We start from the raw sequence: 11,914 nt of genomic DNA, 5'->3' as shown, positions 1-11,914 counted from the left end.
CGCAAGCTGATCGTGATCCTCAACATCATGATAGCGCGCGGCGAAAAATGGGACGTCAGGCGGTACGAAGCGAGCGATCCCGCTCGGCTTCCGCCGAGCGCATGCCCGGCCTAAAGACCGGTGAGCGGACGACGTCAAGGCCGTAGCCGCCGGAGGCGGTGGCGCGCACGCGCCAGCCTTGAGGTCGACCGATCACTGGTCTACTTCACAGTTGCTCCCCGGGGAGCGATGCACTATTGCCCCCGTCGCCTTGTGGATGACTGATGAGAGGGCCCGGTTGGGCCGCACGCATTGTGGGGCGCGATCAGCGCCTCCGCCATTCGGAGGCCACGAAGCGGTCTCCCCACGGCCCGAAAATGCGTTACGATGTCCTCAGCGCGCGTCAGTCGCGCAGATCCAAGAGCGAGGAAACGGTATGAGGATGACGATCGGTAAGGCGATCGCCGGGGTGGCGGCGCTGGCGGTGGCGGGGACGGCATTGTCCGCGGGTTTTGAGCCGACTTGGGCCCATGGCCCGACCCGGCAGAAGGTGCGGGAGTCCATCGAGATCAATGCACCGGCGGCCAAGGTCTGGGCGGTGATCGGCAATTTCCAGGACATGAGCTGGCTCCCGCCGGTGACCAAGACCGAAGGTGAGAAGGGCAATGAGATCGGCGCGACGCGGCGGCTGACGCTGACCGGTGGCGGCATCGTCGACGAGGAGCTCTACAAGTTCGACGCCGCCGCGATGACCTATTCCTACCGGATCACGGCCGTCGACGTGAAGGTGCTGCCGGTCAACAACTACTCCTCGACGCTGACGGTGACGCCCAGCGCCGACGGCAAGGCCACGACGCTGGAATGGGCCGGCGCGTTCTATCGCGGCTTTCCCAACAACGATCCGCCGCCGGAACTGAGTGACGAGGCCTCGGTCAAGGCGGTGAAAGGGCTCTATCAGACGGGCCTCGAAGCGCTGAAGAAGAAGATCGAGAGCGGAAGCTGAGCGTGCGGGTCCTGGTCCTGTCGGCGCTCGCCGCCAGTCTCTCCTGTGTCAGTGGCGCGTCGGCCGAAGAGGCGTTCGTCACCAATCAGCTCAGCGATGATCTGATGATCGTTGACCTCGCCACAGCGCGCGCGGTGGCGACCATCCCGATCGGCGGCAAGCCGGCCGGCGTCGCCGTCACCGCGGACGGCCGCTTTGCCTATGTGACGAGCCCGGACGCCAAGGCGGTGACGGTGGTGGACGCCGCAACGCGGCAGGTCGCCGGCCGCATCGCGGTCGGCGGCGGGCCACTCGGCATTGCCGTCGCGCCCGACGGCAAGATCGTCTATTTCGCCGACTGGTATGCGGCTGCGGTGAGGGTGATCGATGCGGCGTCGCGCAGCGTGACCGCCAGCATTGCAGTCGGCGCCTCGCCGTCAGGGCTCGCGGTGACGCCCGATGGCAAGCTGCTGCTTTCGGCAGACCGCGACGACGACAGCGTCTCGCTGGTGGACACCGCGACGCGCGAGCGCAAGGCGGTCATCAAGGTCGGTACCCGCCCGTTCGGTGTCACCATCGATGCCGACGGCAAGCGCGCCTACACCGCCAATGTCGGCTCCAACGACGTCTCGGTGATCGATATCGCAGAAGCGCGCGAAGTCGGCCGCGTGCCGGTCGGGATGCGCCCCTATGCGGTGGCGCTGACGCTCGGCCGCGGCTTCGTCACCGACCAGTACGGCGGCACCGTCAGCGTGTTCGATATCGCGACGCTGACGCCGGTCAAGCGCATCAATGTCGGCGACTATCCCGAAGGCATCAATACCACCGCCGACGGCAAGCGCATCATTGTTGCCTGCTGGGAAAGCAACACGCTGGATATCATCGATGCCGCCGAGCTGAAGGTGATCGGCGAGGTCAAGACCGGCGACGGTCCCCGCGCATTCGGGGCGTTCTTGCGCAGGACGGAGTAGGAAGATGCGCAGTGCCGTAGGGTGGGCAACGGCGCAGCACCCGTGCCCCACCATCGTTCCGCTGCCTCGGCGCGCAGTGGTGGGCACGCTACGCTTTGCCCACCTACGGCACCTGCGACGCAGCGAAGTCCCGCAGCTTCACGAAAAAGTCCTTCAGGATCGCGTTGCGATCGACATAGGTCACGTAGCGGATCGGATGGCGCCGGCGGTCGATGCTCCAGGTCATTTGATCGGTGAGAACCGGGGCAGGGATGATCACGCTTGGTGCCCACACCGGATTGAGCAGCCAGCCAACCGGCGCCATGTCCCAGATCTCCTTGGCCCAGCCCATGTGATCGGACGCATACTCCTTGAACCGCATGGCAAGGAACGCGCCGATGCTGCCGTGCGGTTCGACGTAGCGCTCGATCTCCGGCACCGTGCTGTGCAGGCGCGAGGTGACGCCCTTGCACGGCACCAGGACGAGCGGCACGCCGCTGTCGAGCAGCATCTGCGCGCCGCCGACATCCTGCTTGAGATTGAACTCGACAGTATCGGGCCATTCCAGCGCATGACCGCCAAGCCAGACCACCACGATGCGGTCGATGATGTCGGGTGCCCCGAGCAGCGCAGAGGCGACGTTGCTGATGGCGCCGATGGCGATGACGTAGAGCGGATTGTCAGACGTGCCCGCGCGCGCCCGGGCCACGAGGTCGTCGACGGCGGCGGCTGACCTCGCCGTCTTTCCGGGGCCGACATAATCGGTGACGCCGCGGTGAACCAGGCCACTGGGCGCGATGTTCATGCGCGCCAGCAGGCGCAGGATCTCCTGATAGCTCAGTTCCATGCCGTGGCCGGGGCTGTCCGCGCGCGCATTGAAGAACGGCGCGGCGTAGATCGCCTCGACGTCAAGACGCTCCGGCGACAGCAGCATCTGCACCAGCGCGAACTGGTCATCGATCTCGTTATAGGTATCGGTGTCGAGCACGACGCGCACCTTGCCGACCGGTGGCTCCAGGAGCTTGAGGCGGGCTGCATCCGTGAGTGTCATTCACCGTCTCCTCGAACAGTTCGTAAGGCGGGTTAGCTGGCGGCTGTGCGAAGCACAGCCGGCCAGCGTAACCCACCTCTTTCTCTGCGGATACGAACAGTGGTGGATTACGCTTCGCTAATCCAGCCTACGTTTCCGCATAATGTATCCGCAATGTCGCGCATGCCGCCGAACATGTAATCCGGCGCAAGCGCCCGCAACGCGGCTGGTGCCGCATAACCCCAGCTGACCGCGCCGCAGGCAATCCCGACCGCCCGCGCCGCCTCGATGTCGCGGACCTCGTCGCCAATCGAAATCACCTCTGCTGGGGCGACGCCGGCGCGCCGGATCACGCGGCGAAATTTTGCTGGCTTGCCGAATACTGAAGCGGCGCAGTCGAAATGCGAGAACAGCGCGGCCGATACGCCAAGCTTCGCCCGCGCATTGGCCTCGCTGTCCGACGTCACCAGCGCGAGCTGCACGCCGTTTTCTGCGAGCGTCCGCAGCATCGCCTCGGCGCCCGCGAACAGCGAAATCTCCGCGGCCGCTTCCCCCTTCAGCCGCCGCGCATAGCGCGCGATCGCCGGCAGCTTCCGTAGCGGCACTTCGAGCCGGCTGAGAATCTCGCGCGTTGACGCATGCCGCAGACCCTCGACGTCCTCATCCCTGACGCGCTGAAAGCCGAAGCGGTCGGCCACGTCGTTGATGGTGCGCAGGAACCAGGGGAAGCTGTCGACGAGGGTGCCGTCGAGATCGAAGATGGCGAGGGAGTAGGGCATGGAGGTGTGGCGGGCACTGCGGGCAGTCGGAGATGCTATGTTGGGTAGGAAGAGGTGGCAGATGTCGAAGCTACTGGCAAGAGTGCTCGCCTATGCCGCCCGTCAGGTTGACCACCCGATCATCGAAATGGCTTGCTTTATCTAATCGATGCTCAGCTTCCACTTGCACTCGCGAATGCAAAGCGTCGAGCCGGATACGATGCGACCCATGTTGCCGCCAGTTCCCGGGCGCCATGCCGCAAATTGTTGAAGCCGCCGCGCGAGGAGAGGCGGTTATTGAATTCGTCGGCAGCTAGCAGGGGCTCACCGCAGTTTGCGCACGTGAACATTGATGTCGAGATCAATGGTGCTAACGCAAGTCTGAGTGGATCGATGCGAGCCGCCCTCGTGCCAGCGGCCACTGCGTGCCCGGGCGGCGCTGACATTGGCCAGCTTCAGGCATCGCCATTGCGGCAGAGGCCCGCTGCTTTCGCCGGCAAATTGCCAGGCCAGCACGGCTTCCTCACCTTTTTTGTTGGTGCCGATGATGTGCGGGCAGAGCTCGCGATGTCGGCCCTCGTAGACGCAGGTCACCTGCTGTCCGGCGAGAATAGCGTCGCGGAAGAGTGTGTAGGTTCGGCTGGGCATCGCTCCCTCGATGCCGGCGGCATGCATGCCAAGGGATTCAAGTTTTTTCGCGCAGACAACGGCGTGTGGCTGACCGACCATGTGCCACCGGGATTCCTGGCGTAGCTTACATCCGCGATTTCCAAACGGTCTCCTCGGTCCAGCCGAGATCGGCGAACTCGGCAGCCCGAAGCGGTGCTTCTCCTTCTGCGAAGAACTCATCGAGTTGTGGTGGGGCGACGGCTGTTTCGGACAGCATGGCGTGCGCCTGCCCGCGATGATGAATCTGATGCTGGAAGAGATGCATCAGGAGCCGATCGCGGCGCTCGGTTTGGACTCGTGTGTCACGGTTGATCCGGATCGAGCCGCAGAGAAGCTCAGGCGTCAGCGCATCGCAGACTGCGAGCAATCGCTTGTCTAGTGCTGCTTGGGCGGGCTTCAACTCGGAAAGTGAGGGGTATGGCACCTCGTTCTTCCAGGCTCGTGGTCCGAGCCAGCCACCCTCAAGGGCATCGATGTAAAAGAGGTCGATCACATAGACGTGGTTCAGCGTGCGCTGCAGGCTCGGGAAGAATCCGGTTCGCTGGGCTTCGAAATCCGCCTGGCTTAGACCGGCGCAGGCGGTGAGGAGGCGATGGTTTGCCCAAGCATTGTTGTGGGCGAAGGCCCGATAAGTCTGCACAAGTCCAGCGGACATGTTGGTTCTTCCCCAGGTCCTGCGCGGTTCGTAGCGCTAACGAAGCGTCCACCGGTATCGCCGGAGGAGCCGTGGCGGATTGCGCCTCGCTAATCCGCCCTGCGGCTTTGATCCAATCTTCTACTCTGCCGCCTCGCTCGTGCTCCGCCGCTTCGGTTTGCGCGCCTTCTTCAGCACCGGTTCCAAAAACTTGCCGGTGTAGCTCCGCTGCGCTTTCACGATGTCTTCCGGCGGGCCCCAGGCGACGATCTCGCCGCCGCCGTCGCCCCCTTCGGGGCCGAGGTCGATGACCCAGTCGGCGGTCTTGATGACTTCGAGATTGTGCTCGATGACGACGACCGTGTTTCCTTGCGCGACCAGCTCGTGCAGCACCTCCAGCAGCTTCTTGACGTCGTGGAAGTGCAGGCCGGTGGTCGGCTCATCCAGGATGTAGAGCGTGCGGCCGGTGGCGCGCTTGGATAGCTCTTTTGCCAGCTTGACGCGTTGCGCTTCGCCGCCCGAGAGCGTCGTCGCTTGTTGGCCGACATGGATGTAGTCGAGGCCGACCCGGTGCAGGGTCTGGAAGGTCTCGCGCACGCGCGGCACCGCCTTGAAGAACTCGGCAGCTTCCTCGACGGTCATGTCGAGCACGTCGGCGATGCTCTTGCCCTTGAACAGGACTTCGAGCGTCTCGCGGTTGTAGCGCTTGCCTTTGCAGACGTCGCAGGTGACGTAGACGTCGGGCAGGAAGTGCATCTCGATCTTGATGACACCGTCGCCCTGGCATGCCTCGCAGCGGCCACCCTTGACGTTGAAGGAGAAGCGGCCGGGCTCGTAGCCGCGCGCCTTCGCCTCGGGAAGCCCTGCGAACCATTCGCGGATCGGCGTGAAGGCGCCGGTGTAGGTCGCCGGGTTGGAGCGCGGCGTGCGGCCGATCGGCGACTGGTCGATGTCGATGATCTTGTCGATATGCTCGAGGCCCTCGATGCGGTCGTGCGGCGCTGCGCCTTCGCTGGCGTTGTTCAGCTTGCGCGCGATCGCCTTGTAGAGCGTGTCGATCAGCAGCGTCGACTTGCCGCCGCCGGAGACGCCGGTGACGGCGGTGAACAGGCCGAGCGGAATTTCGGCCGTGACGTTCTTGAGGTTATTGCCGCGGGCGTTCACCACCTTGATGGTGCGGCGATGGTTCGGCGGACGCCGCTCCGGCACCTCGACCTCGAGTTCGCCGGTGAGATATTTGCCGGTCAGCGATTTCGGGTTGCGCATGATCTCGGCGGGCGTGCCTTCGGCGATGATGTGGCCGCCATGCATGCCGGCCCCCGGACCGATATCGAGCACGTGGTCGGCCAGCAGAATCGCGTCCTCGTCATGCTCGACCACGATCACGGTGTTGCCGAGATCGCGAAGCCGCTTCAGCGTGTCGAGCAGGCGCGCGTTGTCGCGCTGGTGCAGGCCGATCGAAGGCTCGTCCAGCACGTAGAGCACGCCCGTCAGGCCCGAGCCGATCTGCGAGGCCAGGCGGATGCGCTGGCTCTCGCCGCCAGACAGTGTGCCGGAGGAGCGGGACAGCGTGAGATAGTTGAGGCCGACGTCGAGCAGGAAGGTGAGGCGCTCGCGGATCTCCTTGAGGATGCGGCCGGCGATCTCGTTCTGCTGCGCGTTCAGCGCCTCCGGCACGGTCTCGAACCACGCACCGGCGCCCTTGACGGACAGCTCCGAGATCTCGCCGATATGCTTGCCGCCGATCTTGACGCAAAGCGCCTCGGGCTTGAGCCGAAAGCCATTGCAGGCGCCGCAGGGCACGTCGTGAAAATATTTTGCCAGCTCCTCGCGCGCCCACTCGCTCTCGGTTTCCCGATAGCGACGGTTGATGTTGGTGATGACGCCTTCGAACGGCTTCTTGGTGTCGTAGGAACGGACGCCGTCCTCATAGGAGAACTTGATCTCATCCTCGCCGGAGCCATGAAGGATCGCGTTCTGCGTCTTCTTGGGCAGATCCTTCCATTTGGTGGTCAGCGTGAATTTGTAGTGCTTGCCGAGCGCCGTCAGCGTCTGCGTGTAATAGGGCGACGACGATTTGGCCCAGGGCGCGATCGCGCCCTTGCCAATCGCGAGCTCCTTGTCGGGGATGACGAGGTCTTCATCGACATGCTGCTCGACGCCGAGGCCGCCGCAGGCCGGACAGGCGCCATAGGGGTTGTTGAACGAGAACAGGCGCGGCTCGATCTCGGGGATGGTGAAGCCGGAGACGGGGCACGCGAATTTTTCCGAGAACAGGATGCGCTCGGGCCCACTCTTGTCGTGGATTTTTGCGGTCTTCTTTTTCTCTTTCTCTTCGGCAGGCGCAGCAGCAGCCGGTGCATCGGCATACTCGATCACTGCAAGGCCTTCGGCGAGCTTCAGCGCGGTCTCAAAACTTTCGGCGAGGCGTTGGCCGATGTCGGCGCGCACCACGATGCGGTCGACGACGACGTCGATGTCGTGCGGGAATTTCTTGTCGAGCGTCGGCGCTTCCGCGAGCTCGTAGAAGGTGCCGTCGATCTTGACGCGCTGAAAGCCCTTCTTGAGCCATTCGGCGAGTTCCTTGCGGTACTCGCCCTTGCGGCCGCGCACGACCGGCGCAAGCAGATAGAGGCGGGTGCCTTCCGGCAGCGCCAGCACGCGGTCGACCATCTGCGAGACGGTCTGGCTTTCGATCGGAAGTCCCGTCGCGGGCGAATAGGGCACGCCGACGCGCGCCCAGAGCAGGCGCATGTAATCGTAGATCTCGGTCACCGTGCCGACGGTCGAGCGCGGGTTCTTCGACGTCGTCTTCTGCTCGATCGAGATCGCAGGCGACAGGCCGTCGATCTGGTCGACGTCAGGCTTCTGCATCATCTCGAGGAACTGGCGGGCATAGGCCGACAGCGACTCGACATAGCGGCGCTGGCCTTCCGCATAGATGGTGTCGAAGGCGAGAGAGGATTTGCCGGAGCCTGAGAGGCCGGTGAACACCACGAGCTTATCGCGGGGAATCTCGACGTCGATGTTCTTGAGGTTGTGCTCGCGCGCGCCACGGATCGTAATTGCGCGCAGGCTCGAGCCCGCGTTCTGCTGTTGGCGCTTCGCCTTGATCACTTCATCCATCCGAGTTGCCCTCAAGGAATCCCAAAGGTGCGCGATCGCGCCGACGTAAAAGGCGCGCTTCGCCGGGAACCGGGATCGGCGCCGATGAGGTTGTCAGCGAACGTAGGAAGAACGAGGACGGATTTCCAGTGGGACTTGGGAATCGTCAACGGATTGTTGGCGTGCTGGCGGGACTTGGCAGCAGGTCTGGCAGCAGCTCCTCCGGAACAAGCGAAGGGCCAGCGCGAGGCCGGCCCTTCGTTCACGTGCGACTGCGGACCTTGCGCAATCTGCAGATGAGCGGGACCTTGGAGGAAGTCCCTTTGAAGTCCCTTTTTGAAGTCCCTTTGAAATTCATTGGGGGTTCGTGGCTCGCTTAGCATTTGGCGACGACGGGGCCGCCCCAGCGGTAATTGACGCGGATCAGCCCGGTGTTGATGTCCTGGCCGATCCGCGCTCGGTGCGTCCTGGCGGGACCAGGATGGCGCTGGCGAGATCGCCGCCGTGATGGCTGAGGAACAGATGGTCATACTCGCCGCCGACCGGCCAGTTTTCCGCAAAGGCGTATTCCACGCCGAAGCCCGCGCTGTAGCCCCAGCGGTAGTATCCCAGCAATTGTGGCTTGAGCCGCTACCGGCGTTAGCGCCGATGTAGAAGCCGGTCCAGTTGTAGACCGAAGCAACGGCCACCGGAGCGCCGGAAGGGCATCGGACGCGATGGTCCCACTGATATCGTCCTTAAACCAATGAAGCCGCAAGTTGTGTCTTCCAAAAGTCACAACGGGCGCAAATTGTAGCGCTCGCTGACCTATAGTTCTCATCGGGAAACCGCAACAAAAAGGCCGGCGCAAGGCCGGCCCTTCGATCTCCGAATGAAATCAGATGGATCAGTACTTCGCGATTACCGGGCCGCCCCAGCGGTAGTTCAGGCGGACGAGGCCCATGTCGACGTCTTGGCGGACGCGTTCGGTTTGGACGAAAGCACCGCCCAAGGTGAAATCGATGTTACGATTGCCAAGGAAGATGTGGTCGTACTCAACGCCAACCGACCAGTTCGGGGCGAAGCCAAATTCGAGACCTGCGCCAACTGTTCCGCCCCAGCGGGTTTGGCGGGCCGAACCGGTGATGGCGCCTGCACCCACGAATCCAGGTGCGACGGCGAGGTCGTACTTGTCGGCCACGACCGCGCCGCCGCCTTTCACGTAGACCAAGACGTTGTTCCATGCATAGCCGATCTGGCCGGTAATCAGGCCGAATGCATCGATCCTTGAACGGTTCTCCTGATCCAGGGCCGTCGGGCTGATGTTGCGTCCGCTGAAGTCAGCCCAGTTGCCTTGGCCTTCGAAGCCAAACACCCACTGGCTGGACTGCCAGCGATAGCCGACCTGACCACCCACCGTGCCGCCGGTGGCGTTATGGCAGCCGTCGGTGATCAGCGTGCCTGTCACCGGCGTCACGAAGTCCCAGCAATTGCGGCTCGATCCGCCGCCGCCGTTGATGCCGATGTAGAAGCCGCTCCAGTCGTAGATGGTGGCGATCATCGGCGCCGGCGCCTTGGTGTAAGGACGGGCCGCAAGATCCGCCGCGCTTGCGGGCGCGGACAGGCCAAACGCAACGATACCAATTGTGCTGAATAGAATTTTCTTCATTGCAGTCTCCCCAGTGTCGTCCGCTTCAGAAGTCCCCCGAAGCGGTCAATCAGGCGCGACGCCCATAAGAATTAAATTCCGAAGTCATCGTAGCCCCACTTGGACGTAAAGTCCGTCTCCGGAATGCAACACTCGCGGGCTAACTCGCATGCACTTAACTTCATGAATGTTAAGCGCTTTTCCTTGGATTAGACCGGCCCGTCGGGTTCCTATTCATCGCACCGTGAAGAGCGGCACGGGTTCCCGCTCGCAGCCGCCCGGCAGTTTGAATTTTGGTGGGAACAAATCTGGAACAAATGTTCGGCTGATGCTATATGTGGGGATAACCGAGGGTGTGGCAGGCTGATCAGTGCTCGCAAGCGTATAGGGTCGGCCCAACAGGCGGCAGCGCGGGCGCGCCTTTCAAAATTCGTGGCATTTGGAGTGGAGAGCGGCGATGGCGGGAAGCGTCAACAAGGTCATTCTGGTTGGAAATCTCGGCAAGGATCCGGAAATCCGCCGCACCCAGGACGGACGGCCAATCGCGAATCTGAGCATCGCGACCTCCGAGACCTGGCGCGACAAAAATAGCGGCGAGCGCAAGGAAAAGACCGAGTGGCATCGCGTCGTGATCTTCAATGAAGGCCTCTGCAAGGTCGCCGAGCAGTACCTCAAGAAGGGCGCCAAGGTTTACATCGAGGGCGCGCTCCAGACCCGCAAATGGACCGACCAAAGCGGCGTGGAGAAGTACTCCACCGAGGTCGTGCTGCAGGGCTTCAACTCGACCCTGACGATGCTCGACGGCCGCGGCGGTGGCGGGGGAGGCGGCAGCTTCGGCGACGAGCCGGGCGGCGATTTCGGCTCCTCCGGTCCCGTCAGCAGCGCGCCGCGCCGTGCCGTGGCCGCAGGCACCGGTGGTGGCCGCAACAACGACATGGACGACGACATCCCGTTCTGAGGCGAGGTCTTCTAAGGGCTGGGACGAGCCGGCGCGGGGCGGGACAGGAAACGGCCTGCGCGGGTTTCGAGCATCCGGACCAGGACCGGATCCATGAATTCGTAGTCGTCCGGAATGTCGAGGCAGATGACCCGCTTGCCGTTCAGGCTCGAGCGGAATTTCCGGTTCAGCTTGTTTCGGTGGGTCTTCTCCATGACGAAGATGATGTTGGCCCATTCGACCTGCTCGGTGGACAACGGTACGTCCGCGTCGTTCGAGATGCCGGCCGAGTCGGTCTCGATCCCCGGCCAGGTCGAAAACACTTGTTCGGCGGTCGGGCTGCGGAGGCGATTGGCACTGCAGACGAAGAGGACGTTGGTCACTTCACCGCTCCACGCGACGACCGGGGACAGCCCGATCGACCTGGCCCGCAAATCGGGCCGGATTCCAAAGTCCAGTTACATACACACCTTCTGCCAGCCGATGGAAATTTGCCAGCGGCGAAGCGCTTCGTGACCAGGGCTCCCGTTCGCGTGACGCAACAGGATTTCTTACCAATCGGCGAGGTAAGCTCGGTTTTCCGGGGCTGGCCTCATGTGCTGCCTCAAGGCTTTTGACGGGCCGCAATGTAAATGGTATTAACTTTATGTTAATCCTGTTCACATGGTCGCTCCCGGCCGGAGGATGCGCCGCATGAGCCTCGCGCCACTGCTTGACGCCGCTCCGGCGATCCCGCTGCACGCCTTCGCGGCGATGGCGGCCTTCGTGCTTGGCATCGTCCAGTTCGCCGCGCCCAAGGGCACGCTGCCGCATCGGACGGTCGGCTGGATCTGGGTGGCGCTGATGGCCGTGGTGGCCGCCTCGTCGTTCTGGATCCACCAGATCCGCATGGCCGGGCCGTTCAGCCCGATCCACCTCCTGTCGATCTTCACGCTGGTGATGCTGCCGCTGGCGGTGTGGCGGGCCCACACGCATCGCGTGACCGATCACCGCCGCATCATGATCCTGCTCTTCACCGGCGCGCTGGTGGTGGCGGGGCTGTTCACGCTGGTGCCCGGGCGCATCATGCACAGCGTGTTTTTCGGGGCGTAAGGGGCGGTTCCGGGCGGCTCGTTCGGGCCTCGCCCAAGGCGGTGGTGCGCAGGCCGTAAGTCTCTGGAAAAACAGTCGGAAAAAGCGCTTCCCGGAAGCCCCCAAGGGTGGTTATCAGGACCTCGATGCGCTATATGATTCCCAGATAAAA

General features: G+C 63.4%; 11 protein-coding genes and 1 pseudogene. 5 read left to right on the top strand and 7 right to left on the bottom strand.

Features of this window, described 5'->3' with window-relative positions; all coding sequences use genetic code 11:
- Positions 1-415 precede the first annotated feature (415 nt).
- Positions 416-982, top strand: a complete 567-nt coding sequence (locus YUA_RS0133790; RefSeq protein WP_027534650.1) for an SRPBCC family protein — start codon at positions 416-418, stop codon at positions 980-982.
- 2 nt (positions 983-984) lie between these two features.
- Positions 985-1,932 carry a cytochrome D1 domain-containing protein gene (locus tag YUA_RS0133785; RefSeq protein WP_027534649.1) on the top strand — a complete coding sequence of 316 codons (948 nt, stop codon included), beginning with the start codon at positions 985-987 and terminating at the stop codon, positions 1,930-1,932.
- 103 nt (positions 1,933-2,035) lie between these two features.
- Here YUA_RS0133785 and YUA_RS0133780 read toward each other — a convergent pair whose 3' ends face one another.
- Entirely contained in the window at positions 2,036-2,962 is a 927-nt protein-coding gene (locus YUA_RS0133780; RefSeq protein ID WP_027534648.1) for a nucleoside hydrolase, read from the bottom strand.
- Between the two features lie 107 nt (positions 2,963-3,069).
- Complete coding sequence (locus YUA_RS0133775; RefSeq protein ID WP_027534647.1) at positions 3,070-3,720, bottom strand: HAD-IA family hydrolase; 651 nt, start codon at positions 3,718-3,720, stop codon at positions 3,070-3,072.
- A 633-nt stretch (positions 3,721-4,353) separates the two neighbouring features.
- Between YUA_RS0133775 and YUA_RS52810 the strand changes: the two are divergent.
- Positions 4,354-4,452, top strand: a pseudogene (locus YUA_RS52810) (RNA--NAD 2'-phosphotransferase); the annotation flags it as partial.
- Position 4,453: 1 nt separating this feature from the next.
- Here the strand turns inward: YUA_RS52810 and YUA_RS0133755 are convergent.
- From YUA_RS0133755 to YUA_RS0133740, 4 genes are all read right to left on the bottom strand, one after another.
- Positions 4,454-5,023, bottom strand: a complete 570-nt coding sequence (locus tag YUA_RS0133755) for a DinB family protein (RefSeq protein WP_027534645.1) — start codon at positions 5,021-5,023, stop codon at positions 4,454-4,456.
- A 120-nt stretch (positions 5,024-5,143) separates the two neighbouring features.
- Positions 5,144-8,128: an excinuclease ABC subunit UvrA gene (gene uvrA, locus YUA_RS0133750; protein ID WP_027534644.1), complete on the bottom strand. Its 2,985-nt coding sequence runs from the start codon at positions 8,126-8,128 to the stop codon at positions 5,144-5,146.
- Between the two features lie 402 nt (positions 8,129-8,530).
- Positions 8,531-8,722: an outer membrane protein gene (locus YUA_RS50475; RefSeq protein ID WP_027534643.1), complete on the bottom strand. Its 192-nt coding sequence runs from the start codon at positions 8,720-8,722 to the stop codon at positions 8,531-8,533.
- Positions 8,723-8,993: 271 nt separating this feature from the next.
- Positions 8,994-9,755: an outer membrane protein gene (locus YUA_RS0133740; protein ID WP_027534642.1), complete on the bottom strand. Its 762-nt coding sequence runs from the start codon at positions 9,753-9,755 to the stop codon at positions 8,994-8,996.
- Positions 9,756-10,191: 436 nt separating this feature from the next.
- On the opposite strand from YUA_RS0133740, the gene YUA_RS0133735 reads away from it, so the two are divergent.
- The gene (locus YUA_RS0133735; RefSeq protein ID WP_027534641.1) at positions 10,192-10,692 is read left to right on the top strand and encodes a single-stranded DNA-binding protein; all 501 of its coding nucleotides are present in this window, start codon (positions 10,192-10,194) and stop codon (positions 10,690-10,692) included.
- Positions 10,693-10,703: 11 nt separating this feature from the next.
- Here the strand turns inward: YUA_RS0133735 and YUA_RS0133730 are convergent, their stop codons facing one another.
- The gene (locus YUA_RS0133730; RefSeq protein ID WP_027534640.1) at positions 10,704-11,054 is read right to left on the bottom strand and encodes a low molecular weight protein tyrosine phosphatase family protein; all 351 of its coding nucleotides are present in this window, start codon (positions 11,052-11,054) and stop codon (positions 10,704-10,706) included.
- A gap of 310 nt (positions 11,055-11,364) precedes the next feature.
- On the opposite strand from YUA_RS0133730, the gene YUA_RS0133725 reads away from it, so the two are divergent.
- Complete coding sequence (locus YUA_RS0133725) at positions 11,365-11,763, top strand: DUF2306 domain-containing protein (protein WP_027534639.1); 399 nt, start codon at positions 11,365-11,367, stop codon at positions 11,761-11,763.
- Positions 11,764-11,914: the final 151 nt, after the last annotated feature.

This window comes from Bradyrhizobium sp. WSM3983, assembly GCF_000473045.1.
Lineage (GTDB): Bacteria > Pseudomonadota > Alphaproteobacteria > Rhizobiales > Xanthobacteraceae > Bradyrhizobium.
The sequence above is the reverse complement of the archived record's forward strand: the minus strand, read 5'-3'. Positions and strand labels throughout refer to the sequence as shown.